The 24,201-nt window shown below is 66.4% G+C and carries 31 protein-coding genes and 1 tRNA gene; 14 read left to right on the plus strand and 18 right to left on the minus strand.

The genetic code is table 11. The annotated features are described in order from the left end of the window. The first annotated feature begins 7 nt into the window (after positions 1-7). Positions 8-382 carry a VOC family protein gene (locus E0H45_RS03080; RefSeq protein ID WP_165546342.1) on the plus strand — a complete coding sequence of 125 codons (375 nt, stop codon included), beginning with the start codon at positions 8-10 and terminating at the stop codon, positions 380-382. Between the two features lie 8 nt (positions 383-390). Here the strand turns inward: E0H45_RS03080 and E0H45_RS03085 are convergent, their stop codons facing one another. Then, on the minus strand, positions 391-777 hold the full coding sequence (locus tag E0H45_RS03085; protein WP_131334739.1) for an ester cyclase: 387 nt from the start codon (positions 775-777) through the stop codon (positions 391-393). Positions 778-1,025: 248 nt separating this feature from the next. Here E0H45_RS03085 and E0H45_RS03090 point away from each other — a divergent pair, with 248 nt between their 5' ends. Next, entirely contained in the window at positions 1,026-2,333 is a 1,308-nt protein-coding gene (locus E0H45_RS03090; protein WP_131334740.1) for an NAD(P)/FAD-dependent oxidoreductase, read from the plus strand. Between the two features lie 99 nt (positions 2,334-2,432). Beyond that, on the plus strand, positions 2,433-2,879 hold the full coding sequence (locus tag E0H45_RS03095) for a nitroreductase/quinone reductase family protein (protein ID WP_131334741.1): 447 nt from the start codon (positions 2,433-2,435) through the stop codon (positions 2,877-2,879). 36 nt (positions 2,880-2,915) lie between these two features. Here E0H45_RS03095 and E0H45_RS03100 read toward each other — a convergent pair whose 3' ends face one another. After that, on the minus strand, positions 2,916-3,575 hold the full coding sequence (locus tag E0H45_RS03100) for a response regulator (RefSeq protein ID WP_131334742.1): 660 nt from the start codon (positions 3,573-3,575) through the stop codon (positions 2,916-2,918). Continuing rightward, on the minus strand, positions 3,572-4,681 hold the full coding sequence (locus E0H45_RS03105; RefSeq protein WP_131334743.1) for a sensor histidine kinase: 1,110 nt from the start codon (positions 4,679-4,681) through the stop codon (positions 3,572-3,574). The genes E0H45_RS03100 and E0H45_RS03105 overlap by 4 nt, the downstream gene beginning before the upstream one ends. Before the next feature lie 104 nt (positions 4,682-4,785). On the opposite strand from E0H45_RS03105, the gene E0H45_RS03110 reads away from it, so the two are divergent. The 3 genes from E0H45_RS03110 (at position 4,786) to E0H45_RS03120 (ending at position 5,942) form a co-directional block, all read left to right on the plus strand. Continuing rightward, a complete protein-coding gene (locus E0H45_RS03110) occupies positions 4,786-5,292 on the plus strand; it encodes a glycine cleavage system transcriptional repressor (protein ID WP_130384223.1) in 507 nt (168 codons plus the stop codon). Continuing rightward, complete coding sequence (def, locus tag E0H45_RS03115) at positions 5,289-5,831, plus strand: peptide deformylase (RefSeq protein WP_131334744.1); 543 nt, start codon at positions 5,289-5,291, stop codon at positions 5,829-5,831. Before E0H45_RS03110 ends, def begins: the two co-directional genes overlap by 4 nt. Positions 5,832-5,856: 25 nt before the next feature. After that, positions 5,857-5,942, plus strand: a tRNA-Leu gene (locus E0H45_RS03120). Positions 5,943-6,036: 94 nt separating this feature from the next. Here E0H45_RS03120 and E0H45_RS03125 read toward each other — a convergent pair. Beyond that, positions 6,037-6,246 (minus strand): tyrosine-type recombinase/integrase, encoded by a 210-nt coding sequence (locus tag E0H45_RS03125; RefSeq protein ID WP_131334745.1) that lies wholly within the window; start codon positions 6,244-6,246, stop codon positions 6,037-6,039. 331 nt (positions 6,247-6,577) lie between these two features. Here E0H45_RS03125 and E0H45_RS03130 point away from each other — a divergent pair, with 331 nt between their 5' ends. The 4 genes from E0H45_RS03130 to E0H45_RS42330 all read left to right on the plus strand — a co-directional run bounded on the left by E0H45_RS03130 (position 6,578) and on the right by E0H45_RS42330 (position 9,123). After that, positions 6,578-6,802 carry a hypothetical protein gene (locus E0H45_RS03130; protein WP_131334746.1) on the plus strand — a complete coding sequence of 75 codons (225 nt, stop codon included), beginning with the start codon at positions 6,578-6,580 and terminating at the stop codon, positions 6,800-6,802. Between the two features lie 479 nt (positions 6,803-7,281). Then, the gene (locus E0H45_RS03135) at positions 7,282-8,163 is read left to right on the plus strand and encodes a pentapeptide repeat-containing protein (RefSeq protein WP_165546343.1); all 882 of its coding nucleotides are present in this window, start codon (positions 7,282-7,284) and stop codon (positions 8,161-8,163) included. Further along, complete coding sequence (locus E0H45_RS03140; protein WP_131334748.1) at positions 8,160-8,837, plus strand: nucleotidyltransferase domain-containing protein; 678 nt, start codon at positions 8,160-8,162, stop codon at positions 8,835-8,837. The genes E0H45_RS03135 and E0H45_RS03140 overlap by 4 nt, the downstream gene beginning before the upstream one ends. A 109-nt stretch (positions 8,838-8,946) precedes the next feature. Further along, positions 8,947-9,123: a hypothetical protein gene (locus E0H45_RS42330; protein WP_165546344.1), complete on the plus strand. Its 177-nt coding sequence runs from the start codon at positions 8,947-8,949 to the stop codon at positions 9,121-9,123. 528 nt (positions 9,124-9,651) lie between these two features. Here the strand turns inward: E0H45_RS42330 and E0H45_RS03145 are convergent. The 6 genes from E0H45_RS03145 to E0H45_RS03170 form a co-directional block, all read right to left on the minus strand. Further along, on the minus strand, positions 9,652-10,698 hold the full coding sequence (locus tag E0H45_RS03145) for a helix-turn-helix domain-containing protein (RefSeq protein WP_131334749.1): 1,047 nt from the start codon (positions 10,696-10,698) through the stop codon (positions 9,652-9,654). Then, positions 10,695-11,321 (minus strand): hypothetical protein, encoded by a 627-nt coding sequence (locus tag E0H45_RS03150; protein WP_131334750.1) that lies wholly within the window; start codon positions 11,319-11,321, stop codon positions 10,695-10,697. Before E0H45_RS03150 ends, E0H45_RS03145 begins: the two co-directional genes overlap by 4 nt. Positions 11,322-11,628: 307 nt before the next feature. Then, positions 11,629-12,318, minus strand: a complete 690-nt coding sequence (locus tag E0H45_RS03155) for a J domain-containing protein (RefSeq protein WP_131334751.1) — start codon at positions 12,316-12,318, stop codon at positions 11,629-11,631. After that, positions 12,315-12,992, minus strand: a complete 678-nt coding sequence (locus E0H45_RS03160; protein WP_131334752.1) for a hypothetical protein — start codon at positions 12,990-12,992, stop codon at positions 12,315-12,317. Before E0H45_RS03160 ends, E0H45_RS03155 begins: the two co-directional genes overlap by 4 nt. Positions 12,993-13,125: 133 nt before the next feature. Then, positions 13,126-13,980, minus strand: a complete 855-nt coding sequence (locus tag E0H45_RS03165) for a uracil-DNA glycosylase (RefSeq protein WP_131334753.1) — start codon at positions 13,978-13,980, stop codon at positions 13,126-13,128. 75 nt (positions 13,981-14,055) lie between these two features. Beyond that, positions 14,056-15,474 (minus strand): MFS transporter, encoded by a 1,419-nt coding sequence (locus E0H45_RS03170; protein ID WP_131334754.1) that lies wholly within the window; start codon positions 15,472-15,474, stop codon positions 14,056-14,058. Between the two features lie 130 nt (positions 15,475-15,604). Between E0H45_RS03170 and E0H45_RS03175 the strand changes: the two genes are divergently transcribed. After that, entirely contained in the window at positions 15,605-16,180 is a 576-nt protein-coding gene (locus tag E0H45_RS03175) for a TetR/AcrR family transcriptional regulator (RefSeq protein WP_131334755.1), read from the plus strand. 13 nt (positions 16,181-16,193) lie between these two features. Here E0H45_RS03175 and E0H45_RS03180 read toward each other — a convergent pair whose 3' ends face one another. The 6 genes from E0H45_RS03180 to E0H45_RS03205 are packed head-to-tail and all read right to left on the minus strand — an operon-like array spanning position 16,194 to position 20,915. Then, positions 16,194-17,102: a Ppx/GppA phosphatase family protein gene (locus tag E0H45_RS03180; RefSeq protein WP_131334756.1), complete on the minus strand. Its 909-nt coding sequence runs from the start codon at positions 17,100-17,102 to the stop codon at positions 16,194-16,196. Next, positions 17,095-17,577 carry a DUF501 domain-containing protein gene (locus tag E0H45_RS03185; protein ID WP_131334757.1) on the minus strand — a complete coding sequence of 161 codons (483 nt, stop codon included), beginning with the start codon at positions 17,575-17,577 and terminating at the stop codon, positions 17,095-17,097. The genes E0H45_RS03180 and E0H45_RS03185 overlap by 8 nt, the downstream gene beginning before the upstream one ends. Next, positions 17,574-18,182, minus strand: coding sequence for an FtsB family cell division protein (locus tag E0H45_RS03190; RefSeq protein WP_131334758.1), 609 nt, complete (start codon positions 18,180-18,182; stop codon positions 17,574-17,576). Before E0H45_RS03190 ends, E0H45_RS03185 begins: the two co-directional genes overlap by 4 nt. Before the next feature lie 28 nt (positions 18,183-18,210). Beyond that, entirely contained in the window at positions 18,211-19,491 is a 1,281-nt protein-coding gene (eno, locus tag E0H45_RS03195; protein ID WP_131334759.1) for a phosphopyruvate hydratase, read from the minus strand. Positions 19,492-19,551: 60 nt separating this feature from the next. Further along, positions 19,552-20,076 carry an RNA 2'-phosphotransferase gene (locus E0H45_RS03200; RefSeq protein WP_131334760.1) on the minus strand — a complete coding sequence of 175 codons (525 nt, stop codon included), beginning with the start codon at positions 20,074-20,076 and terminating at the stop codon, positions 19,552-19,554. Then, positions 20,073-20,915, minus strand: coding sequence for a LysR family transcriptional regulator (locus E0H45_RS03205; protein ID WP_202872178.1), 843 nt, complete (start codon positions 20,913-20,915; stop codon positions 20,073-20,075). The genes E0H45_RS03200 and E0H45_RS03205 overlap by 4 nt, the downstream gene beginning before the upstream one ends. 70 nt (positions 20,916-20,985) lie before the next feature. Here E0H45_RS03205 and E0H45_RS03210 point away from each other — a divergent pair, with 70 nt between their 5' ends. After that, on the plus strand, positions 20,986-21,450 hold the full coding sequence (locus tag E0H45_RS03210) for a hypothetical protein (protein ID WP_131334762.1): 465 nt from the start codon (positions 20,986-20,988) through the stop codon (positions 21,448-21,450). Here the strand turns inward: E0H45_RS03210 and E0H45_RS03215 are convergent. After that, positions 21,418-22,251, minus strand: a complete 834-nt coding sequence (locus tag E0H45_RS03215) for a phosphotransferase enzyme family protein (RefSeq protein ID WP_131334763.1) — start codon at positions 22,249-22,251, stop codon at positions 21,418-21,420. The two genes, E0H45_RS03210 and E0H45_RS03215, sit on opposite strands and share 33 nt — an antisense overlap. A 210-nt stretch (positions 22,252-22,461) precedes the next feature. Here E0H45_RS03215 and E0H45_RS03220 point away from each other — a divergent pair, with 210 nt between their 5' ends. Both E0H45_RS03220 and E0H45_RS03225 read left to right on the plus strand, forming a co-directional pair. Further along, positions 22,462-22,923, plus strand: a complete 462-nt coding sequence (locus E0H45_RS03220) for a hypothetical protein (protein WP_131334764.1) — start codon at positions 22,462-22,464, stop codon at positions 22,921-22,923. Then, entirely contained in the window at positions 22,920-23,210 is a 291-nt protein-coding gene (locus tag E0H45_RS03225) for a transcriptional regulator (RefSeq protein ID WP_131334765.1), read from the plus strand. Before E0H45_RS03220 ends, E0H45_RS03225 begins: the two co-directional genes overlap by 4 nt. Here the strand turns inward: E0H45_RS03225 and E0H45_RS03230 are convergent. Beyond that, positions 23,207-24,196 carry a nucleoside triphosphate pyrophosphohydrolase gene (locus E0H45_RS03230; RefSeq protein ID WP_131334766.1) on the minus strand — a complete coding sequence of 330 codons (990 nt, stop codon included), beginning with the start codon at positions 24,194-24,196 and terminating at the stop codon, positions 23,207-23,209. The genes E0H45_RS03225 and E0H45_RS03230 overlap by 4 nt on opposite strands. Positions 24,197-24,201: the final 5 nt, after the last annotated feature.

Raw genomic sequence — 24,201 nt, forward strand, 5'->3', positions numbered from 1 at the left:
GGTGCCCGTGACCTCAGATCCGCTGTTCACCCGCCTCGCCCCGGTCCTGAACGTCTCCGACCTGCCCGCGGAACGTGCGTTCTACGAGAAGCTCGGCCTTCCGGTGATCTACGAAGGCCCGGAGTACCCGGATTTCATCGCCTTCGGGACCGACTCCGTGCACTTCGGCATCCAGCAGGCCTCCGCGCCGAACGACCCGCCGAGTGTCCTCACCTGGCAGATCGCCGTCTCCGACGTGGACGCGGCCGCCGCCCGCTGCCGCGAGGCCGGGCTCGACTTCGAGCTGGAGCAGAACGACCCCGCCCCCGGCTGGACCTACCGCCGGCTCCTCCTCCGCACGCCAAGCGGCTACCGCCTGGCGCTGGAGGGCGAGTCCGAATAGCTGGGCAGTCAGCGGGCGGTGTTCGGGTAGCCGCCTAGTTGTTCGAGGACGTCCAGCCAGTCCATGACGACGTCGGATTCGACCATCACGCCGTTCGCGAACCTGTCCAGGGACATGCCTCTGAAGGTCACGCGCTGACCGGTCGCGGGGACTCCGAGCCACTCGCCCCGGTGCGTGCCTTGATAGTCGAAGCGGACTGCCAGCCGGTCGCCCTCGACGACTCGCTCCGCTGAGGTGCATGCGTAGTCCGGAAAGGCCTCGCGGATCTCTCCGATGCCTTTCTTGAAGTCGGCTGCCAGCTCAGAGCTCATCAGCGCGTCGAGTGCCCCCAGGTCACCCGCGCCGATCGCATCGGTGATTGCCTCGTCGATGCGCACCATCTCGTCGCGGTTCATGACCCTCCCCTTCCCCTCGTTGCGACGCTAGGACGCCCCGGACAGCCCGGCAAGGGCTGGCTTGCGGTTGTGTGTCGGGGGTGGTGGGTACCGCTCGAGGGACCCCACCATGAAGAGATGAGAGCTCCCTCGGGCAGGGGATGTTCGGTGGGTGAGATCACTCTCGGGAGGGTTTGTGAAATCTTTCACGAGCGTTTAGCGTTGAAGCGAACATGAAGTCTGAGAACCACTCAGGGAGAGTGAACCGCATGACAGCCCAGGTGCCGCACATCCTCGTCGTCGGAGGCGGTTACGTCGGGATGTACACCGCGTACGGCCTGCGCCGCGCCGCCCGCAAGGGCCGGATCCGCGTGACCGTGGTCGACCCGCGGTCGGTAATGACCTACCAGCCGTTCCTGCCGGAAGCCGCGGCCGGTTCGGTGGAGCCGCGGCACGTCGTGGTGCCGCTGCGCAAGACTCTCAAGGGCTGCCGGGTGGTGACCGGACGCGTGACGGGGATCGATCACGCGCACAAGGTCGCCAAGGTGATGCCCGAGGAGGGCCCGGAGTACGAGCTGGCCTACGACCAGGTCGTGGTCGCGCTCGGTTCGATCGCCCGTACGCTGCCGATCCCCGGCCTGGCCGAGGAAGCGACCGGGTTCAAGAACGTCGAAGAGGCGATCGCGCTGCGCAACAAGGTCCTGGACCGGCTCGACGTCGCGTCGTCGCAGCCCGACCCGGCGCTGCGCAAGTCCGCGCTCACCTTCGTCTTCATCGGCGGCGGGTACGCCGGTGTGGAGGCGTTCGCCGAGCTCGAGGACATGGCCCGCTACGCCACCCGCTACTACGACAACATCAAGCCCGAGGACATGCACTGGGTCCTCGTCGAGGCCACCAACCGGATCCTTCCGGAGGTCGGCCCGGATCTCGGCAAGTACACCGTGGACCAGCTCCGCAAGCGGAACATGGACATCCGGCTGGAGACCCGGCTCGAGTCCTGCGAGAAGGGCCACGTGATCCTCAGTGACGGCGACGAGTTCGACGCCGACACGATCGTCTGGACGGCCGGTGTAAAGGCGAACCCGGCGCTCGCCGCGACCGACTTCCCGCTGGACGAGAAGGGCCGGGTCAAGACGCTGCCGAACCTGCGGATCGAGGGTGTCGACGACGCCTGGACCGCCGGCGACAACGCCGCCGTACCGGACCTGACGAGCGAGACCGGTGCGTACTGCGCTCCGAACGCGCAGCACGCCGTACGGCAGGCCAACCGGCTGGCCGCGAACATCCTGCGGGTCGTCGACGGTCAGCCGCCGCAGGACTACAAGCACAAGTACGTCGGCTCGGTCGCGAGCCTCGGCCTGCACAAGGGTGTCGCCCAGCTGTACGGCGTGAAGGTGAAAGGCTGGCTGGCCTGGTTCCTGCACCGGACCTACCACGTGTCCCGCGTACCTACCCTGAACCGGAAGGCCCGCGTCATCCTCGACTGGACCCTGGCGCTGTTCTTCCGCCGCGAGGTCACCAGCCTCGGCAGCCTGCAGACGCCGAACGAGGAGTTCCGCCGGGCGACCCAGTCGTAGCCCGTCACTTGATCGGCCGGGCCCCCAACTCGCCGGGGGCCCGGCCTTCTTTTCGCGGTCCCGCTCTGCGACGCTGTGCGCGAGTGTCTGGAGGGGGACATGAGTAAAGCGATGCTGCCGCCGCGCTGGTTCATCCGCGCGGCCTGGAAGGTCCACCGAGGTCTCTACAACGCCAGCAATGGCCGCAAAGGTCTCTCACGACCGCGGGGCAAGAAATACGGCCTGTTGCGGCTCACGGTGCCCGGCCGGCGGACCGGGGAACCGCGAAGCGTGATTCTCGGGTACGTCGAGGACGGGCCGAACCTGGTCACCCTCGCGATGAACGGATGGGGCGCGCCGGAACCTGCCTGGTGGCTGAACCTGCTGGCCCATCCGGACGCCGACGCGGTGCTCACCGACGGGCAACGACCGGTCCGCGGACGCCCCGCCGAGGGCGAGGAACGTCAGCGGCTCTGGGCCCGCTGGCAGGAACTCGACAAGAACCTCGACGAGTACGCCGATCGCCGCCCGAGAACGACCGCGGTGGTGGTGCTCGAACCGCGCTAGTCGTGGTCAGTCGTGGTTAGCCGTGGTTAGTCGTGGTTAGTCGTGCAGCATCCCGGCGTCGTGGACGAGGAGGGCGATCTGGACGCGGTTGTTCAGGTCGAGTTTCGTGAGGATGCGGGACACGTGCGTCTTCACGGTCGGGATGCTGAGGTAGAGGGTCGCGCTGATCTCGGCGTTCGACTTCCCCTCGCCGACGGCGACGGCGATCTCGCGTTCGCGGTCGTTCAGGTCCGCGAGCCGGGCGGTGGCCTTGGTCTTGCGGTCGTCCTGGCCGGAGTCTGCGACGCGGGTGATCAGGCGTTTGGTGACGGCCGGTGAGAGGACGGGCTGCCCGGCGGCGATCCGGCGTACCGACTCGACGATCTCGGCTGGCGGGGTGTCCTTCAGGATGAACCCGGCGGCGCCGGCGCGGAGGGCGCGCAGGACGTGTTCGTCGGCGTCGAAGGTGGTGAGGATGACGACCTCAGGTGCGCCCGAGCGGCGCCGTACCGCTTCCGTCGCGGTGAGGCCGTCGGTGCCGGGCATCCGGATGTCCATCAGGATCACGTCCGGCGCGAGCCGGTCGATCAGACCGTGTACGCCGGACCCGTCACCGGCCTCCCCGACCACCCGGATGTCCTCGGCGCCGCCCAGCATCAACTTCAGCCCGGCCCGCAGCAAAGGATCGTCGTCGACGATCAACACCCGAATGGTCATGCGGGCCACGGTAGCCAGGCGTACAGGCGGAAGTCGCCTTCGGGGGTGCGGCCGTGTTCGACGCGGCCTTCGACCAAGGCGGCGCGTTCGCTGAGGCCCTTCAGACCTTGGCCGTCGCCGCGCCGCCGGTTCGGCGCCGGATTGCGCAGTTCGACGGACAGTCCGTTGCCTGGGGCACCGGTCACGCTGATCGACACCGGCTCGCCCGGCGCGTGCTTCACCGCGTTCGTCAGACCTTCCTGCACGATCCGGTACGCCGTACGCCCGACGTGCTCCGGCATCGCACCCGGCGCTTCGAGTGTCAGCTCGACCGGAATGCCGGCCTCCCGCGAACCCTCCACGAGCGCGGGCAGGTCGGCGAACGCGGGCTGCGGGAGCTCGCCGACCGGAGCCCGCAGTACGCCGATCACCTCGCGGAGATCCTGCAGCGCCTGGTGCGCGCTCGCCCGGATGATCTCGGCAGCGCCGGCCACCTCTTCGGTGGACGCGTCCGGGCGGTACGCCAGCGCGCCGGCATGCACGCTGAGCAACGACAACCGATGCCCGAGTACGTCGTGCATCTCGCGGGCGATCTCCTCGCGTGCCCGGAGCTGCGCCTGCTCGGCCTGCAGCGTCGCCACCGTCTCAGCCCGATCCGCCCGGTCCCGCAGCGTCTGCAGGAGCTGACGCCGGGACCGGATGTAGAACCCCCAGCCCGCCATGGCGGCGTACAGAGTGATGCCGATGACGAGCTGCGTCTTCCAGTCGTCCTTGTGCCGCACCTGGAGATAGCTGAGCGTGGCGACGCAGTTCACCGCGAAGACCCAGATCGATGTCCGCCACGGCTTGTGGACCGCGACGGTCATGAACAGCACCAGCGTCGCCCCGGCCGCGGCATCGGCGTACACCGAGACTGCAGCCCCGAGAAGCGCCAACGGGACGGTCCAGCGGCGCCGGAACCACAAGGTCAGGCACAGCACCATGCCCGACCAGAGGTCGACCGCGAGCAACGTCTGCGACACCGGGTCGGACTCACCCTCGCTGTAGGCGAGAAGCCCGATCAGAACTGCCAGCACGAACGACACGCTGTCCACGACCCAGTTCCGGGCAGTACGGCGTGAGCTCATGCCTTGAATGTAGCGGTGAGTAAGCGATCTCCGGGGCGGGTGCGGGTGTCCGGATACCGAAGTCGGTGCGATCGGGTACTTAGGTCGGCGGTAGGTTGCCGGGCATGAGTCAGCTCGCTGTCACCGTCATCGGCCCGGACCGCCCGGGAATCATCGCCGACGTCACCGAGGCCCTGGTCGGTACCGGGGTCAACCTCGAGGACTCGACCATGACGCTGCTGCGCGGCCACTTCGCGATGATGATCGTCTGCGCCGGGCCGTTCGACGAGGTGAAGTCGGCGCTCGAGCCGCTGCGGGGCGAACTCGTCATCACGGTCCGCAAGATGGGCCCGGAGCACGAGCACGCGCCGATCGGTGCGCCGTACATGCTGAGCGTCCACGGCGCGGACCGGCCCGGGATCGTGGCGGCGGTGACGCGGATGATCGCGGCCGCCGGAGGCACGATCACGGACCTGGCGACGCGGCTGAGCGGCGGGCTGTATGTGCTGACCGCCGAGGTCGAGCTGCCGCCGACGGCGGAGCTGGAGATGCTGGACCGGGCGCTCGAGATCACCGCCGAGGAACTCGGAGTGGGCGTCACGCTGCGCCCGGCCGAGAGCGACGAACTGTGATCACGGATTGGTCCCCTGCACGTCTGGATGTCCAGGGTGCTGTTCTCGAGGTCGTCCGCGCGCCGCACCCCGTGCTCGCAACGGAGAGCGCGGAGGTGGACCCGCTCGACCCGGAGATGATCCAGCTCGCCGCGGATCTCGTGGCGACCATGCGGGTCTCCCCCGGGTGCGTCGGTCTCGCGGCACCGCAGGTAGGTGTTGCGGCGCAGATGTTCTCGCTCGATGTAACCAATCACCCGAAGACGCGTACCTGCCACGGCGTCTTCGTGCTGTGCAACGCGGTCGTCGTCGAGGCCTCGCGCAATGAGAAGGCGCGCGAGGGGTGCATGTCGGTGCCGGACTTCACCGGCGACGTCAAACGCGCGACCCGGCTGACGGTCACCGGAGTCCTCCCCGGTACGACGGACGAGGTCACGATCACCACCGACGCGTTCGAGGCCCGCGCGCTCCAGCACGAGATCGACCACTGCAACGGGCAGCTGTTCCTGGACCGGGTAGCCGGCGCCCACGCCGTGTACCCCCGAAAGACCTACCAGTAACGAGTACCCTCATCCCGAGCCTCCAGCCCGGGTGGCGGAACGGCAGACGCAGCGAGCTTAAACCTCGCGGCCCTAACAGGCATACGGGTTCGAATCCCGTCCCGGGCACCATGAACTGACCTGCAAAGATAACCAAGCCGGAATATAAGCAGCGATTGCATCAGTCGTGCGATGGTTGCACTAGCGGTTGCAGTTGCCTGCCCGATCATGCCCACAGCGCCTTTCCAATCTTGGCCGCAGTGTCCTCAGCCAGCTTGCTCGTCACGTGCGTGTAGCGCTTGGTCACTGCCAAGGTCGAGTGCCCGAGGATCTCCTGCACCACGCGGATGTCGACGCCCTGCTCCAACAGCAGCGTCGCAGCCGTATGCCGTGCGTCATGAGGACGAGCATCCCGAAGGCCGGCCGCCTGGAGCATGCCCAGTCTTCCAACTGATCTCCGGCCGCAAGACGTCCTGCCGACTGTGCAGCCTTCTGAGCCCGCAGATGCGGGATCAACTGCTCCGGAAAGGCGTTCCACCTGGTCTGCCCGCCCTTCGGTGGACGGAATTCCCACTCGCCTCCCTGCCGCTCGGCGCAGTACTGAGCCGCGCTGTCAATCTCCCGATGATGATCAGGCTGTACCTCCTCAACGAGAAGGAGGCCTTCTTCGGCTTCTATCCCGTCGTTGAACGGGAGGTACCGATACATGAGAAGACACGCCCATCTCCGAATTGGCCGGTAAAGACACTGTGCTCTTCCATCACTCCATGAGCGGCGACGACCGAACCACTGCCTCGCAGTACGTCGACCAAGCCCGCATCCGGTTCAACAGTCTCTGGGGCACCATCAGCAGGACCACAGCCCATGACCACCGACTCCCCCGCCTCGGTCCTACGCGCGCAACCCAAGCCGTCCTCCTGGACTTCGACGGCCAATCTCCGCACGCCATCCCCGCACCTGACGTCTCGGACGAACTGCGCGCATTCATCTGAGACGCCATTGACGAGCTCCCACGAAGTATCGTGGATGCCAACGGATTGGCGGACCAGGTTGATCATGTCCTAGCACGTGATCCCGAATACGTTGATCGCATGAAGCCGAGCCCGCACCTCCTGCAGCGAGCAACGGAAAATTCTTGGCAGGGATTCGGCTGGGTGCGCGCTGATTAGCAACCAAGTCAGCGATGTCATGGCTGGTGTCACCGCCGGTGCGCGACGTATTGGGTTCACCAATACGCCAGGCAAACGTCCAGGACCTGACGAACGCTGGAACTGATGCCGTGGCCGGCAGCATGATGGGGTTCGCGGCCGATCTTTCGAACCAGGCGGGTACCTGAGAATGACAGGCCACTCGAGGAGTGAAGCGGGGCAGGTGACTCAGATGCCAAGGTCTGACAGACTGCGTAGGCTGAGTTACGACCAAGCTCGCGATGGCGGACCCGCTGACAGCGGCAGAGAGATAGGACATGGCTGTGGGGGACCTTGTCAGCGGACGACGGCCAGCAACACTCAAAGATGTTCAGAGCGGGAGCGATCTCCTATTTGCATCACAGCGCTGCGACAATCTCGTCCTCAATAAACTCAACATTAGCCATTCGACGTTTATTAACATCAGCTTTCTGCGCACAAAGATCACCGGCTCGGAATTCCAAAACTGCGTGTTCGAGGAATGCTATTTCCGGCGGGCTGATATTAAGCGAAGTCAGTTTGTCGGGTGTCGCTTCATAAATTGCACGTTCGACTACATCGGCATCACCGATGTAGATTTCCGGTTCGCCGATTTCCGCAACACCGCCCTTCCTTTCAAGGAAGCTCGGCGCAACGCACCACCGGAACACAATCTACGGCAAGATCTATTCTCGAACCTCTCCAGGGCTGCGACACTGTCCGGGGATGAAGTTGAAGCACGCAAGTACCGGCTAGCAGCAATTGAGGCGGAGAATGAGAACCTAAAGGCGGCGATTCTGGGGGAATCTGCATGGCACAAGGAGCACTACGACCTCGTGCGACGCGCTGAGTCGGTCATTCGACTCGGATGGCACTACTTGAATAAATATCTATGGCGGCACGGCGAGAGCGCTGCAGTGTTATTCGCTAGTGCAATTGTCGTGACTCTACTCGTTTTCCCGGTTCTCCTCTACTTCGATCGGGATAGCTTCAATCTTCGGCCCCTACCTTCGTACGGGCAATTAATCTGGATGAGCATGAGCAATTTCATTTCGCTCGATCGATTGTCACAGCTCAACCCTGAGTCGACATATATGCGATTCGTTTCCACGCTTGAAGGTTTGGCTGGCATCATTTTTACCGGCATGTTCGTGACGGTTTTGGTTAAGGCGTTGCTGCGACGATGACCGTTACCGAAGTTTGGCTGTATGGGTCTGTCGCTCGCGGCACCTTCACGCCGCAGAGTGATCTGGATCTGCTTGTGGCATCCGACGCGCAGTGTCCCATCGAGATCGAGCTTGAACCGATAGTTGCTGGACTGCCTCAAGTCGAGCACCGATCGATCACTTCGTACACCTGGCCGCAACTGGCACAGATGTCAGCATACGGGTCACTCTTCCTGCTACACCTCAAATTGGAAGCGCGGCTCTTGCACCGACGTGGTGACGACGCTGCGGGGCTCGTGAATCTCTTGGGCACCTTGCAGCCGTATCGCCTAGCGCACCGGGATCTGCGCGGATTCAGCGCGACCCTGGACGACGTGGCTGAAAGTTTGGCTGACGGAGGCGACCCGGCGTACGAATTGAGCGTAATTGCAACTGTCATTCGTCATTGTAGTGTTCTTGCCTGCTATCTCGATGGAGAGCCGGAGTTCTCAAGAGATAAATCTATTCCAATCGCATTGGAGCGCTTTGGAATGCATAAATTTGCGCAGGGCGCTCTTGAGATCTACAAATATCGCATTGCGAGAGCCCGAAAAGTTCGGATTGAAGATCACCCGAGTGGTGAGGAGGCGCTGATGTGGCTTGATGCCGCCAAGCACTTCGTTGACGCCGTGGGGAGTTACCATGCGCGCAAGTGATCGTGTTCTCCGTCGGATTGACCGCGTTCTTGAGATGGAACAAACGCCCGCGGACGCATACCCTCTCAGAGCCCGCCTTGGCCGGGCCGTCTTCGAGGTCACGAGGTGGGTGCTCGACGAAGCGCCGCCTGGCGTATCGGAGACCGACGTTCGTGAATTGGTAGCAGTTGCCGACCACATCATGCAGCCGAGCGAGCCGTTCGATGCGCGCTGGCGTAGCGAATGGCAGATCGCTACTAATCACCTGCGACGGCTCCGCGAGATGTTGATTGCAGCTGCCACCTGACAGTTCCCCGTGCTGCCAGCACGCCCAATGCTCTCCTGTCTGGATCGACTCCCGGACGTCCATCGCGACTTGGGTTGCCTGACAAGTTTTTCCACGTCTTCAAGTCGGGCCCTCCAGGGCCCGAAAGCCGCCACCACAGGGCGGGCCACCCGCCACTCCGCTTCGCTACGTTCTGGTCGCGTCCCTTGGCTTGGCGCGCACAGGATGTCGGGCCGAAGACAGCAGAACTCGCCATCAACTCTCGACACCCTGTCGCCGCCACGACTCGCGGAATGGCCGGCGGCCCGCCTCACGCCGTTGTCCTTCGCATCCATCTGACCATCGGCTTCCGCATCGCCGCTAACAATCATCGAGAAGTGCGGCCCGGCCGGCACGCGTCAAGGGTGCCTCCGGCATCACGCGCGATCGAGCAAGCTCGACCACGGCCCCGCTCCGAACCTGAGGTCGGCAACTACCGGGTCAGTCCGGAGGATTGCCCGCACGCTTGACACGTAGCCGTCAACGATGCGCAGAATTCGGAACCAGGGATCAGACAACCCGATGAAGGTTGCCTGGACGGGGAGGGATTAGATCATTGTGTTTTGACGACGTGAAACCAGCCATTGAAGCAATATCATTTTCATGCAAACCTCGATCGGACAATGCGGCTGAAATGTCATATTGAAGGCTTGGTCGCTCAGGCGTTAGCTCCTGACTGACAGGCTCACTCGTCTTCCAGCCGCGCGCCGAGAACAGCTTGTATACGCTCGTTCTGCGATCAGCCTTGATTAAGCCAGCGTCATAGGCCCGCTCAACGATGGCTGCCATTGAAACACCCCATTCGCGCTTCAGGTCGGCGAGAATGTTGACTTGGAGATTCCGGAGCTGAGGTCGAATCACATCAAGAGGCATAAGAAATTCGGCGGCGAAGGCATTCGCCTGACTCTCAACGTCTTCGACCACCTCCTCCGAATGCAAGACGAGGTGCCCCAGTTCGTGCGCTAGCGTCAATCGCTTGCGATCGGTAGGAGCAATAGAGTTGATGAACATAATTGGATGCCCATCGACCCACTGAGATAAACCATCAATTCTGGACGTGCCGAAGTCTGATTCGATAATCAGGCATCCTGCGGCCTCCAACCATTGCATTAGTCCACGTACTGGACCTATCGGCATTCTCCATTGCATCCGAACCAAGCGTGCTGCATCTGCCGGATTGGTTGCGATGGGATCAAACGTAGGAATGCGTTGCTCGGCACGAAGTGCTATCTCTTCAAACAACATGCTTGCATGCATCCGATACACATTTAGCTGCGCTTCGAGCTTCTTCCATACTGTTGGTTTTGCAGTCTGCCGTCTTCGCATATGCGCGTCGACAGCCATCGCCCCCCGCGCTCGGCCGGCGTGCTCTAGAAATCGCGGCGTGACACCAAGCGCATCAGCGATACGCCCGAGCACCTCGTTGTCCGGCTCTCGCATCGCGGTCTCATAGCGAGACAACGCCGCCTGGGTGACACCCGCCATCTCGGCCAACTCCCCCTGCGTCAGGCCGCGAGCCCGGCGAGTGACTGTGATTGCCTCGCCGAGAAAGTTCATGACTCCTTGCTTCCCTCTTCCTTGTTGGTCTCCTGGTTCGGGGTGCCACCGATCGTAGGCGGCTTCGGAGCACCTGTCGGGAACATCGGCCTGACCGTCCCCTCACCACCCGAGCCCGCGGACACGTCGATGACCCAGATCACTTCATCAAACGACCCATCGCGCAGTGACATCACCGGGCCGCCGATGGTCCGACTCCCCGCGTCCCACTCGTATCCAACGCACAGGTTCACGATCCCCGCGCCGTCCTCGGACAACAAGTCGGGCTGCTGGGTGACGAAGCTCAGCGCCTCCTGTGTCGGGTACGACCGGATTGCCCCCGTCGGGCTGTGCCGCTTAACACGGAGACGGTAGTCGAGCCCGACATACACGTCCCTCGTCGGCTCCTTGTCGACGAACGAAACGTTCGGGATGCTGTCCAGTTCACGGAGGACATGAGACCACATTTGGTCGTGGATCCAGTTCGCCAGGCCCCGCTCACTGTGCCTCGACACGAAGTGAGGGGCGATCCGGCGGTACTCCACCAGATCAGCCGCAACAGCTACAACGGCGTTCGCGAGTCCTCCGACGACCTTGTCGCCAAGACCAGCGAGGACCTCATCGGGAGTCGGATACGAGAACATGCCGGAAAATATACCACTCTGCATGCCGGTTGTTCGGCGCACAACGGTCGTGGTCCTGCCCTCGGCCGAGCCGACTGCACAGCGTCCCTGAGCCCACACGCGCTGCCACCACTCGGCAAGCTGCTTACCGCCCGCACAGGTCCGCGCTGGTTGCAGTTCGCTCCGGCTCGCATCAGACCGTGCCGGTCTCCGACGTCGGGCGACGACCGTTAGCGAACCCACCACGGACGTCAGGGGACAGTCGAACGTCAAGCTCAACCTGGCGGCCTTACAGGCGTGCGGGTTCGGATCCCGCCCTGGGTACTGGTTAGGTACCGCGGGTTAGGGCGCCGATTATTGAGAAGGCGAGTAGGCCTACGTTGATCAGGATTGCGAGCCAGGCGAGGGGTCTGCCGGGGCGGTTGTTGCGGAGGACCGAGATTGACAGGTAGATCGAGACCGGCGAGCAGATGAACGCGGTGAGGACCGCTCCGACTGCCTGCCCGCTCACGCCGCGGCGACGCTGCGGCCGGTACGTCGGGGCGGTGTAGGAGTCGCGGTACTGCGGGGCGGTGTACGAATCGCGGTAGGGCGGATCGGCGTACGGGGACTCGGTGTACGGATCCTGATAGGGCTGCTCGTACGGCGGTGCCGTGTAACGGTCCTGGCGCGGGGGTGTCCCGGTGCGACCCGGGCCGGAGGCCCAGTCGAAGGGATCCGCTACCGGCTCGTCGGGTTCGGGCTCGGTGCGGGCCGTCGGGCGGACGAAGTCCTGGGGGCGTTCCTTGCGCTGCAGGAGGAGTGCGTAGTCGGCGCGCCGGGTCGGGTCGGTCAGGATCTCGTAGGCGCGGTTCAGCTTGACCTGCTGCCTGGAGTCGCCGCCGACGTCGGTGTGGTGGCTTCGCGACAGGCGGCGGTAGCTGCGCTTGATCTCCTCGGCGCCGGCCGACCGGCTGACCCCGAGCAGCTTCCAGGGATCGGCTCCGTCGAGGTCCCGGAAGTCCCGGCTCGAAGTCATCGAGTGACGTCCGCCTGGTAGCAGGTCAGTCGCCAGGAGGCGTGCTGCGGGTCCACACCGTTGGGCAGCGTGCGGTGCCCGGTTGCGAACGTGACGGTCTTGTCACCCGCGAGATAGCACCACAGGTCGAGCTCTTCGTCGTTCCCGTAGTAGTACGACCGGTAGTGCGTGATGGCTTGCGTCCCGAGGAACGGTGTCTGCAGGCGTTGCTGCGCCTCCAGCGGCAGGTTGCCGAGGATGCCACGCATCTCCTCCGTGAGGTTCAACTGCGGCGGGACCGACGGCTGGGACTGCTCGTCCCGGCCACGCGACACCAGCGAGCGGAGACCACCGCGCGGCTTCGTGGCCTGTTGCTGTACGACGGCGTGCTTGATGCTCGACGGTACGAACGGATCGATCCGCACGCTCTGCGTCTTCTGACCCTGGTTGTTGACGCGCGGCGTCGTCACCGCGAGCCCGTTCGGCCCTAGGACGACGGCGTACGGCCGGTCGCGCTCCCGCTCGTGCAGGTCCGCCCACCACTCGATCGCCGGTCCTACCTTGCGCTCGAGGTACGCCTTGACGTCGTCGTGGAGCTCGCCCCACCAGTGGAACCGGTCCGGGCTGGTGACGAACCCCAACGGCGCGGCCTCGTGCGCGGCAGGCATCGACGGCGCGGCCGGTGCGCGCTCCACGCCACCACTTGCGGGCCGTTGCGCGGCCGGACGTCCCCGAGATTGCTCGGGCAGGTTGTCACGAGTCATGCGGGCAGCGGCGTGGGGCGGCGGCATACATAGTCGGAAGCCTCCAACACGTCACCTACCCAGGTCAACTCTGGTTTTCCGGACCTGTGGACACGTCGGCCAGGGTCTTGGCGCGGGTGAGTACGGCGTCGGTCATCTGCTCGGTGAGCTTGCCGGTGAACGTGTTCTGCTGGCTGGGGTGGAAACAGCCGAGGACGGTGACCTCGCCGTACGGCGTCGGGATCCGGTACTCGACCGCGTGACCGAACTTCGGGCGCGGCCGCGGTACGTCGACTCCGAGCGCGATCAGCGCCGCGAGCAGAGCGTCGTACGCGAACTTGCCGAGGCAGACGATCGACCTGGTGCTGGGCAGGACGAGTTCGAGCTCGCGGCGGTACCAGGGGGCGCAGGTGTCGCGTTCCTCCGGGGTCGGTTTGTTCGCGGGCGGGGCGCAGCGGACGGCGGCGATCATCCGGGTGCCGATCAGGTGCAGGCCGTCGCCGGCGTGCTCGCTGGTGGGCTGGTTGGCGAGGCCGACGCGGTGCAAGCTCGCGAACAGCCAGTCGCCGGAGCGGTCGCCGGTGAACACGCGCCCGGTGCGGTTCCCGCCGTTCGCCGCCGGCGCCAGCCCGACGATCAGGATCCGCGGCTCGGCGACACCCCAGCCCGGGATCGGCCGTCCCCAGTACGGCTGATCCGCAAAGGACTTTCGCTTGCCGACAGCAACGTCTTCGCGCCATTCGACGAGCCGCGAACAGGCCCGGCACACCGACACCCGCGCTTCGAGTTCCTTCAGCTCACCCGTCGCCGCGAGCTCCACGACCTCCCCGGCGTCGCGGGCAACCGGAGTACGCCGTACCGCCGGGTCCTCCGGCCACCCGACCCCGGGCGGCACCGGACTCTCGAACATCTCCCCGGTCAACGGATGCGGAAGCTTCACCCACCCAGCCTAAACGGGAGGTTGGGGAGGATTTCATGCCCGATTCGGCACAATATCCTCCCCAACCCCGACCGGTCAGGCGGCGAGCTGCTCGACGGGTTGCGGGGTCATGGCGGTACGACGTGAGCTCGGGATGGCCAGGGCGAGTACGACGGCTGCCGCGGCGAAGGCGGACAGGAGGAGGAAGGTGTCGGTGAAGCCGGCCTCCGCGGGGAGCCCTGAGGGCTGGATGTGGCCCGTGATGATGGAGCTGGCGAGGGCGGTGCCGATGGAGCCGCCGATGGTGCGGATGTTGGCGTTCATGCCGGTGGCGGCGCCGGTCTGTTCACGCGGGACGTTCTGCACGATCAGGCTGGTCATGGCCGCGTAGGCGAGGCCGAGCCCGACACCGAACACGGCCGTCGAGACCGCCACCTGCCACTGCGCATCGTGGAACTCGGCGAACATCAGCGCCGCGACCAGGCTCAACGCCGACCCGGAAACCACCTGCGCCTTGGCGCCGAACCGCGGCGCGAGCGGGCCGCTCAACGACCCGACGACCGCCATCGTCACCAGCATCGGCAGCATCAGCAGCCCGGCCTTCGTGACGCTCGCGCCGAAGCCGAACCCGGCCGCCGTCGGGATCTGCAGGAACTGCGGGACGAACGCGTACACCGCGAACATCGCCGCCCCGAACAGCAGCGCCACGAGGTTCGTCGTCCACACCGCCGGGCGGCGCATCATCCGCATGTCGATCAGCGGATTCCGCGAGCGCAGTTCGACCGTGATCCAGCCGGCGAACAGTACGACGGCCAGCCCGAAGAGTCCCGTCGTCCGCAGCGAGCCCCAGCCCCACGACCGGCCCGTGCTCAGCGGGAGCAGCAGCGCGATCAGCCAGCCGGACAGGAACGCGGCGGCCAGCCAGTCGATCCGGCCGGGAACACGGTTCGGGGACTCCGGGACGTAGCGCCGTACCATCACCGTCGAGAGCGCGACGACCGCCATCGGGATCCAGAACAGCCAGCGCCAGCCGAGCCACTCCACGATCGGGCCGGCCAGCACGATCCCGAGCCCGCCGCCGGCCGCGATGATGGCCGAGACCACGCCGACCACGGACGGCACGCGTTCGGCCGGGAACTCGTCCCGGATGATCCCGAACGACAGCGGGAACACGGCTCCGCCGACACCCTGGAAGATGCGGGCGGCGATGAGTACGCCGATGTTCGGCGCGAGCGCGGCGATCAGGCAGCCGATGGCGAGGGCGGCCAGCGCGATGAACAGCGTGCGCTCCTTGCCGACCATGTCGCCGATCCGGCCGAGCAGCGGGGTCGCGACCGACACCGACAGCAGAAGCGCGGTGAACACCCAGGTGACCGTGCCGGGGGTGGTGTGCAGGTCGTGCTGGATGACGGGCAGCGCCGGGCTGACCAGTGACTGCAACATAGAGAAAGAGGCGACGACCGTGGCGAGGACCGCCAGGGTCACGCGAGGGTTTCCAGACCTGATGACAGGCATGCAGAAGTCCTTCGAAAGGGTGGGAACGCGCCAGAACGTGGGCGCGGGATTTCCCCGGCCTGCTAAAGTCGAGGTATGCCTCCACTATAGCGGAGGGTCGCCTCCGCTATCAACTGGCTAAGGTGAGCAAATGGTGACCGGTGAGAGCAGGCCCGCGTTGCGGGTCGACGTACGGCGGCCGCAACGGGCGGACGCCCGGCGGAACTTCGACGCCCTGCTCGGCGCGGCCCGGGATGCGTTCGCGAGCAAAGGCGTCGAGGCGTCACTGGAGGACATCGCGCGCCAGGCCGGCGTCGGGATCGGCACGCTGTACCGGAACTTCCCGCACCGCCAGGACCTGCTGAACGCGGTCTACTTCGGCGAGATCGAGGAGCTGTGCATCGCCGCGGAGGAGGCGGCCGAACTGCCGCCGTGGGAAGGCCTCACCACGTGGCTGCACCGCTTCGTCGGGTACGCCGCGACGAAGCGCGCGATCTGGGAGTCGCTGAACCGGGAGGCCGACAGCTTCAAGGCGGCCCGCGAGGCGATGTACGCCGCCGGAACGCCGCTGTTCGAACGCGCCCAGGCCGCGGGCGAGGCACGTGCGGACGTCTCCTTCGACGACCTCCTCCGCATGGTCAGCGGCCTGACCGCCGCCGGCTTTGTCGACCAGGCCCAACGCGACCGGGTCCTCGCCATCGCCCTCGACGGCGTCCGCGCGCACTAGGCCCTGTCTGGTGCTAACCGAGGGAGAGCGCCACCCCGTCGAGGATGTCGTGCTCGGAGACGGTGAGTTCGGAGACGGGTAGCCGATCGTAGAGGCGCTGGAGGATGAGGGCGCCGGCGCCGATCACGTCTACTCGACCGGGGTGGATCGCCGGTACGGCGGAGCGTTCTGCGCGGGTGGTGGTTGTCAGCCAGGTCGTCGCGGAGCGCAGCTGGTCGGTGCTGAGGCGGGCGTGATGGACGGCGGTGCGGTCGTACTCGGGGAGCTGCAGCGCCACCGCGGCCACGGTGGTGCAGGTGCCGGCCACTCCGATGAACGCGCGGGCGTCGGCGAGCGGGACGGTGGTGGCGTCCAGGAGGGCGTCGATGTCCTTGGCGATCGCGCGTAGTTCTGTTTCGGACGTGGGGTCGGTGGTGACGTGGCGTTCGGTCAGGCGGACCGAGCCGATGTCGAGGGATTCGGCCGCGATCACGCCAGTTGCGTCGCCGAGGACCAGTTCGGTGGAGCCGCCGCCGATGTCGGCCACCAGGTACGGCGCGGACAGGTCGAGCGACATGGTGGCGCCGCGGAAGCTGAGTTCGGCTTCTTCCGCGCCGGAGATGATTTCCGGACGTACGCCGAGACGCTCCTCGACGCCGGCGAAGAACGCATCCCGGTTGCTGACGTCGCGGGCGGCGGAGGTGGCGACGAAGCGGAGTCTGGTGACGTCCTTGGACCGGATGACAGATGCGAAGTCTTCACACGCGCTGAAGACGCGGGCGAGGGCTTCGGGAGCGAAGGCGCCGGTCGCGTCGACGCCCTGGCCGAGGCGGACGATGGTCATGCGGCGATCGACCTCGACGAGCTGACCGTCTACGAGGTCGGCGATCAGCAAGCGGATCGAGTTGGTCCCACAGTCGATTGCGGCGACCCGGTCAGACACACGGACCTCTGCGGCCCCAGTCTTCAAGCGCTTCCAGGGTCTCGTCGCCGAGCGGGTTCACGCCGGGGCCGGCGGCCAGCGAGTGGCCGGCCAGGACGTGCAGGCATTTGACCCGCGTGGGCATGCCGCCGGCGGTGATACCCGCGATCTCCTCGACATGCTCGATGGACTCGCGGTGCGCGAGGTACGACTCGTGCGCGGCGCGATACCGGGCGGCGAGCTCCTCGTCGTCAGCCAGGCGGTCCGTCATCTCTTTCATCATGCCGGAGGCCTCGAGCGTGCCGATCGCGGACGCGAGCCGCGGACACGTCACGTAGTACGTCGTGGGAAACGGCGTACCGTCCGGTAGCCGGGGCTCGGTCTCGACAACGTCCGGGAGGCCGCAGCTGCAGCGGTGCGCGATCGACCGGATGCCGCGGGCCGTCCGGCCGAGTTGTTTGCTGACTGCTTCTTGGTCGGAAGGGCTGACGCTCACCTGGTCACCTTAGGTGACGGTGTGATGAGAGGCTTCGGGGCGGTTTTGGCGGGGGTCGGCGTCGTGGCCGGCGCCGGCGGTGTCCCCGCACCCTCGACGCTCCCCCACAGCTTCGTGTACCAGGTCGGCTTCTGCTCCTCCGTCGTACCGTCCGACGGCGCCGACGGCTCCGGCGGGGCGCCCAGCGGCTTCCCGTCCGCACCGATCACGCGGTACCCGACCTCACCGGGCATCACCCAGCCGAGCCGCTGCCGCGCCTGCGCCTTCACGTACGCGTCGTCGTCCCAGCGGGTGATCTCGTCGTTCAGCTCCGCGACCCGTTTCTCCCGGTCGCGGATCTCCTGCTGCAGCGCGCTGACCTGCTGGTGCTGGTCGAACCACACCCGCAGGCTCTGCGCGTAGGACACGATCAACGCTCCCAGCACCAGCAGCACGACGGCTGCCCGCCCGGTCAGGTTGCGGGACCCGCGGGTCCGCTCCGGGTCCGCCTGGGTTCCCGTCGTACGCCGTTTCGGCTGGTCGCCCCGCCGGGCCGGTGGACGCGACTGGGTCCGGCTCGACGGACGCGAGCCGGGGCGTGCACCGGAATCCCGACGGGACGGCATACAGACGACCTCCTGAATCAGGCCAGCGTCAGCCCTGGAAGCGCGGGAAGGCCGAGCGACCGGCGTACGTCGCCGCGTCGTCGAGCTCCTCCTCGATCCGGAGCAGCTGGTTGTACTTGGCGGTGCGGTCGGACCGGGCCGGGGCGCCGGACTTGATCTGGCCGCAGTTGGTCGCGACCGCGAGGTCGGCGATCGTGGTGTCCTCGGTCTCGCCGGAGCGGTGGCTCATCATGCAGGTGAAGCCGCTGCGGTGCGCCAGGTCCACGGCGTCCAGGGTCTCGGTCAGCGAGCCGATCTGGTTCACCTTGACCAGCAGGCTGTTCGCCGACTTCTCGTCGATACCGCGCTGCAGCCGCTCGACGTTGGTGACGAACAGGTCGTCGCCGACCAGCTGGATCTTGCTGCCGAGCTCACCGGTGATGGCCTTCCAGCCGTCCCAGTCCTCCTCGTTCAGCGGGTCCTCGATCGACACGATCGGGTACGACGCCACCAGGTCGGCGTAGTAGGCGATCATCTCGTCGGCCGACTTCTTGCCGCCCTCGAACGCGTACACGCCGTCGGTGAAGAACTCGCTCGCGGCCACGTCCATCGCCAGCGCGATGTCCTTGCCGAGCTGCAGGCCGGCCTTCTCGACCGCGACCGCGATCAGGTCCAGGGCGGCCCGGTTGCTGTCCAGGCTCGGCGCGAAGCCGCCCTCGTCGCCGAGGCCGGTGGACAGGCCGCGCTCCTTCAGCACCGCCTTCAGGGCGTGGTAGACGCCCGCGCCCTGCATGACGGCCTCGGCGTACGTCGCCGCGCCGATCGGGGCGATCATGAACTCCTGGACGTCGACGTTGCTGTCCGCGTGCGCGCCGCCGTTGAGGATGTTCATCATCGGCACCGGCAGGACGTGCGCGTTCGGGCCGCCGACGTACCGGAACAGCGGCAGGCCGGAGCTCTCCGCCGCCGCCTTCGCGACCGCGAGGCTGACGCCGAGGATCGCGTTCGCGCCCAGCTTGGCCTTGTTCGGGGTGCCGTCCAGGTCGAGGAGCGCGTGGTCGATCAGGCGCTGCTCGTGGACGTCGTACCCGACGATCTCCTTGTCGATGTCCTCGAGGATCGCGGTGACGGCCTTCTGCACGCCCTTGCCGCCGTACCGGTCCTTGTCGCCGTCACGCAGCTCCACGGCCTCGAACTGGCCGGTGGAGGCGCCCGACGGGACGGCCGCGCGGGCGATGGTGTCGTCGTCGAGCAGAACCTCGACCTCGACAGTGGGGTTGCCGCGCGAGTCGAGGATCTCGCGCGCGCCGACGGCCTCGATGGTGGCCACATTGACTCCCAAATTCTCGATGACGAATCGCTGCTGAGCCTAGTCCCCAGACCAGCAAGCTCAGTGGACCGCGTCGACCCTAACGATCGCATCCGCAGGTACCTCGCGCGTCAGTAACACTCCGTTGGGCGCCCGATAGACCGCCAAATCCGCGCAATCCACGCCCAGCAAGACTTCTACCGCCGTACGGCGCCCCACGTGACTGTCCTTCGCCGGCGCCAGATGAACGTGCGTACGCCGTCCCGCGCGCAAACCTTCCCGTCGAATCGCAGGCAGCGCCGCGTGATTCGTCCCGTGCCAGAGGAGATCGTCGGGGTAGACGCGTTCCCAACTGTTCTCCAACGCTTCACGTGTCACCGGCATCCCCTTGAGCGAATGCCCCTGACACGCACGGATCCGCTCCCCGTCGACCTGCAGCCGCTGCTTGTCGTTCTCCCGCACAGCGACGTCCAGCCGCTCACGGGTCAGCCCGAGAACCCGCAGTACGTCGGTGATCGCCGCCCACCCGTCCGCACTCATCGTGAGCCCACGTTCACCCGCTGTATGGCGCAGCAGTTTGGAGATCGCCCTGCTGTCGCGGCTCATGTCAGCGCCCTCCTCAGCCCGTCCACCCGGTCGTCGCGCCCCGGTCGCGTAACGACGTAGTACCGCACCGGCGGCAGATCCTTGACCGGGATCTTCCGTACGGCGCTCGTCGTCCGGACCGAACCGTTGACGACCGCCGGCCCGATACCGAGACGCACGAAGTGGACCAACAGTTCCCACCCTTCCGCTTCCACCGCGACGGACCACCGCAGGCCCTGGTCGAGCATGCTCCGCTCCAGCTGCTGCCGGTGCGGGCGATCCTTCGGCGGTACGACGAGCGCCTCGTCCTGCAGATCCTTCAACCGGACGGTACGACGTCCCGCCAGTCGGTGGTCGCTGCGCACGATGAGCGTTTGCGGGAACTGTGCGAGGAGTTCGCAGTCGAGGTCGTCGGGCGGGATGCCCAGTGCGGTCACGCCGACGTCCGCCGTACCGCCCCGGACGGCAGTCAGCGTCTCGGCTGCGTCGCCGGTGAGCAGGCGGAGTTCACGACCGCGGGTGAGGTAGCGGCGGAGCGGGTCGGCCAGCAGGTACAGGTACGAACCGGAGCCGGCGATCAGCACGAGCGGTCGCGGTGGGGCGGCATCCAGGGTGCGAAGAAAGTCGGCCGTGCGGTCGCGGGTGTCGTTGGCGAAGGCGGCGAGCTGTTCGCCCGCGTCGGTCAGGAGCAGCTGTCGCCCTTGCTTCGCATAGAGCTGCGTACCTAGGCGGGTCTCCAGCTTGCGGATTCGGGCGTGGAGCGCGGGCTGGCTGACATGCAGTTCCTCGGCGGCACGCGTGAAGTTGCGGTGCCCCGCGAACACCGCGAACGCCTGCAGATCCTCCGCCACCAGATCCATCACCAGAAACTATAGCTATGTCGATAAGAACTAGTTCTGCTGGATAGCTGGTCGTGTCGACGATGAAGGTATGAACAGATTGGGAATCGATATCGGACGAGTGATCATCGCCGGAGGGTCCGGCCCGGGCGACACATCGTTCTTCTCCGGCGACACCACAGCCATGCTGCGAACTCCTGCCGTACCGGGTGACTTTGACGCGATCGCACGGCTGGTGCCGTTGTTCGCCGAGGCGTGGCTGGTGTCGAAGTGCGGGCCGCGGGTGCAGGAGCGGTCGCTGGAATGGTTGCGTCATCACCGCTTCTTCGAGCACACCGGGATTCCCGCGGGGAACGTGCGCTTCTGCCTACGCCGTCCCGAGAAGGCGATCCATTGCGCCGACCTCGGCATCACGCACTTCGTCGACGACAAGGCGGACGTGATCGCTGCGATCACGCCGGTGGTGCCGTACCGCTACCTCTTCAAGGACTGGGAGACGACGGAGGCCGCCGTACTGCAGGATCTACAGGCCGAACGAGCGGCGCGCGTCGGCTAGACCCTTCAGGTTGTCGGCTGGGGTGGAGATGCCGGTCAGGACGTTGTTGGTGATTCGCCAGGCGAAGTACCCAGCCTGGACGGCGTACCGCACGCGCAGGAACGTAGGCAGGCCGCGCTCGAGTTCGTCGGCCAGGTCGGGGCGCCGGCGCAGGTACGCCGGAACCACCGGGTCGCCGTTGTACATGACGGCAGACGCGACGTCGTACAGGATCGGGCCCTGCATCGCGCTCCCCCAATCGATGAGGGCAACCTCGCCGTCAGCCCGCCGCAGGAACGCTTCCGCGGCCGGATCTCCGTGCAACCAGGCCCAGGACACCGGCCCGAGCGCAGCAGCGTCGGCGACGGCGCCCTCGACCGCCGGGCGGATCCAGGGCTCGAGGTCCAGGCTGTCTTCGAACGGCAACAGGAACTGCAACCACTCGGTCAGCTCACCGGCATCGAGCGCAGCGGCCGAGTGCACGCGTCCAAGCAGGTCCCCGATCGCCACCTGATCCGCAGGACCCAGCTCAACGCCGTCGACGTACTCGAGCACGGCAACCTGCCGCCCATCGACGCGTTCAACGAGGCGGCCGTGCTTGCTGACACGCGGGCGACCGGTGCAGATACCGGCGTCGTCGAGGCGGGCCGCCAACTCCAGGCCAGGCTCGAACGCCGAGTCCGAGAGCTCAACCGACTTGAGCACCACCCGCCAGTCGATACCGGACGCCAACCAGGCGGCCGAGTTCATCCCGCCGGTCAGCACCTCCAGCCGCGCCGGCTTCAGATCCCAGCACTCCCGCAGCACCTCAGCAACATCCACCCACCCACCTTCTCAGCCGCCCAGCACCCTAAGCAGCCGATTTTCGACGACCTGCTGGTGTACCGAAGAACAGGTAGTGCACCACCGAGACACCGTACGCAAAGCCACACCTACGCTCAGGTGCACTACCCAACCACCGCACACTTCCTGTCGTTAGGTACACCGACAACGTACTTGCCGACATGGAAAGTTATCTGTTAGCTTTCCGGTATGGAAAGTGATGCGGAAGAGCAGCTGCGGATCATCGAGCGGGCCGAGGCGGCGCCGTATGTCAGCTACCCGAAGACGCCGTGGTGGTACCCGCCGGTCGTCGGGCTCTGGGCGGCCGCGTTGATCGGGGCGTTCGCCTGGTGGCGGGACAACAGCGCCCTGTTCCTCACGGCGCTGGCGGTGCTGCTGGGCCTGGAGGTCGCGTTCCTGACCTGGATGCAGCGGCGGCACGGCGCGATGCCGTTCCCCGGGCGCGGGCGTCCGCCGCGGGAGATCGGGCGACTCTGGAAGCGGTACTTCCTGACAGCCCCGGTGGTCGTGGTGATCGTTGCACTGGTCTGGTGGCTGGTCGGCGTAGGGTCTGCCGCGGCGACCGCGTTCGTCCTGGTGACCGTTGGGCTCTGGTACTACGAGCGCCGGTACGCCGTCACCGCGGCGCAGGTACGGGAGCGTCTCGGATGATCGACGGACTCGATCCGGTCATCCACGCACCGAAACGCCTGGCCGCGATGGCAGTACTGGCGAACGCCACCACGGTGACGTTCCGCTTCCTGAAGGACTACCTGGAGGTCACCGACTCCGACCTCTCGAAACACATGTCGGCCCTGGAGAACGCCGGCTACGTCGCCACGACAAAAACCGGCCACGGCCGCGGCGCCACCACCACCTACCGAATGACCAAAGCCGGCGAACACGCCTACACCGCCCACCGCAACGCCCTCCGCACTTTGCTGGACGGCCCGAACTAGCTGTTGGTCTCGGCAGTCCGGATCTCGGTGGTGAGTTGCTGGACAGCGAGACGGAGGGCCTGTTCGGCGTCGATGCCCAGGGCGCGCGACTCGCGGACAGCGGCCAGGAGTTGGTGACCGATTCGGTCGAGGTCCGAGTCGCCGGCGGGCGGGAGTTCGGCAGGGAGAACCTTGTCGGCCCGGCCCAGGACCTTGTCGGCCAGAGCGAGAGCGGGCAGGGCGAGCGGGATACCTTCGAGGACCGACGAGCGCTGCTTCTCGGTGGCCTTGATGGCTTCCCAGTTGGCCTCGACCGCGGCGGCGTCGGCCGCGTCGACCGTCCCGAAGACGTGCGGATGCCGCCGGATCAGCTTCTCGACGATGCCGCCGGCCACGTCGTCGATCGAGAATCCTTCGTCGGCGTCGTCCTCCGCGATCCGGGAGTGGAACGCGACCTGCAGCAGCAGATCCCCGAGCTCCTCGCGCAGGTGCTCCTGATCGCCGGTGTCGATCGCCTCGAGCGTCTCGTACGTCTCCTCGAGCAAGTACTTCGCCAGACTCTGATGCGTCTGCTCCTGGTCCCACGGGCAGTTCCGCCGCAGCCGGTCCATCACCCGGACCAGATCGATCAGCCGCGCCCCAGGTACGTCGTACGCCCCGTGCAGGATCTCCACGCCGTACGCCGCCTGCGGGTCCCGGGTCCGCTCGTTGGCGACGACCCGCAGCAGCCCCGGCTCGCCGTCGTCGCCGGTCAGCCACACCACCTGACGGCCGGCCTCGGCCGCGGAGGAGAGCCACGACCAGGCTGCCTCGACACCGGCGTCGACCTGCGTGACGACCAGGCCGGAACCGATCACGGCCTGTACGTCGGGGCGATCCGGTCCTCCGGCCGCGCCGATCTCGTCGGCAGTTTCGAGGGCCTGCCAGGTGGCGCGGGTGAGGAGCCCGGGGGCGACACGAGGACTCGTGAGGACGACCTTGATGCCACCCGCGGACTCGTCAGGCATTCGCC

The sequence above is a fragment of the Kribbella soli genome (assembly GCF_004331345.1).
Classification (GTDB): Bacteria; Actinomycetota; Actinomycetes; order Propionibacteriales; family Kribbellaceae; genus Kribbella; species Kribbella soli.

Excerpts from the sequence above, each read along its gene's own strand:
- E0H45_RS03225 (WP_131334765.1), top strand. The coding sequence starts at position 22,920 with ATGATCGACGGACTCGATCCGGTCATCCACGCACCGAAACGCCTGGCC.
- E0H45_RS03085 (WP_131334739.1), bottom strand. The coding sequence starts at position 777 with ATGAACCGCGACGAGATGGTGCGCATCGACGAGGCAATCACCGATGCG.
- E0H45_RS03100 (WP_131334742.1), bottom strand. The coding sequence starts at position 3,575 with ATGACCATTCGGGTGTTGATCGTCGACGACGATCCTTTGCTGCGGGCC.
- E0H45_RS03145 (WP_131334749.1), bottom strand. The coding sequence starts at position 10,698 with ATGAACTTTCTCGGCGAGGCAATCACAGTCACTCGCCGGGCTCGCGGC.
- E0H45_RS03095 (WP_131334741.1), top strand. The coding sequence starts at position 2,433 with ATGAGTAAAGCGATGCTGCCGCCGCGCTGGTTCATCCGCGCGGCCTGG.
- E0H45_RS03220 (WP_131334764.1), top strand. The coding sequence starts at position 22,462 with ATGGAAAGTGATGCGGAAGAGCAGCTGCGGATCATCGAGCGGGCCGAG.
- E0H45_RS03130 (WP_131334746.1), top strand. The coding sequence starts at position 6,578 with ATGAGCGGCGACGACCGAACCACTGCCTCGCAGTACGTCGACCAAGCC.
- E0H45_RS03090 (WP_131334740.1), top strand. The coding sequence starts at position 1,026 with ATGACAGCCCAGGTGCCGCACATCCTCGTCGTCGGAGGCGGTTACGTC.
- E0H45_RS03200 (WP_131334760.1), bottom strand. The coding sequence starts at position 20,076 with ATGAGCCGCGACAGCAGGGCGATCTCCAAACTGCTGCGCCATACAGCG.
- E0H45_RS03190 (WP_131334758.1), bottom strand. The coding sequence starts at position 18,182 with ATGCCGTCCCGTCGGGATTCCGGTGCACGCCCCGGCTCGCGTCCGTCG.
- E0H45_RS03170 (WP_131334754.1), bottom strand. The coding sequence starts at position 15,474 with ATGCCTGTCATCAGGTCTGGAAACCCTCGCGTGACCCTGGCGGTCCTC.
- E0H45_RS03205 (WP_202872178.1), bottom strand. The coding sequence starts at position 20,915 with ATGGATCTGGTGGCGGAGGATCTGCAGGCGTTCGCGGTGTTCGCGGGG.
- E0H45_RS03140 (WP_131334748.1), top strand. The coding sequence starts at position 8,160 with ATGACCGTTACCGAAGTTTGGCTGTATGGGTCTGTCGCTCGCGGCACC.
- E0H45_RS03175 (WP_131334755.1), top strand. The coding sequence starts at position 15,605 with ATGGTGACCGGTGAGAGCAGGCCCGCGTTGCGGGTCGACGTACGGCGG.
- E0H45_RS03110 (WP_130384223.1), top strand. The coding sequence starts at position 4,786 with ATGAGTCAGCTCGCTGTCACCGTCATCGGCCCGGACCGCCCGGGAATC.
- E0H45_RS03230 (WP_131334766.1), bottom strand. The coding sequence starts at position 24,196 with ATGCCTGACGAGTCCGCGGGTGGCATCAAGGTCGTCCTCACGAGTCCT.
- E0H45_RS03210 (WP_131334762.1), top strand. The coding sequence starts at position 20,986 with ATGAACAGATTGGGAATCGATATCGGACGAGTGATCATCGCCGGAGGG.
- E0H45_RS03155 (WP_131334751.1), bottom strand. The coding sequence starts at position 12,318 with ATGACTTCGAGCCGGGACTTCCGGGACCTCGACGGAGCCGATCCCTGG.
- E0H45_RS03150 (WP_131334750.1), bottom strand. The coding sequence starts at position 11,321 with ATGTTCTCGTATCCGACTCCCGATGAGGTCCTCGCTGGTCTTGGCGAC.
- E0H45_RS03125 (WP_131334745.1), bottom strand. The coding sequence starts at position 6,246 with ATGCTCCAGGCGGCCGGCCTTCGGGATGCTCGTCCTCATGACGCACGG.
- E0H45_RS03105 (WP_131334743.1), bottom strand. The coding sequence starts at position 4,681 with ATGAGCTCACGCCGTACTGCCCGGAACTGGGTCGTGGACAGCGTGTCG.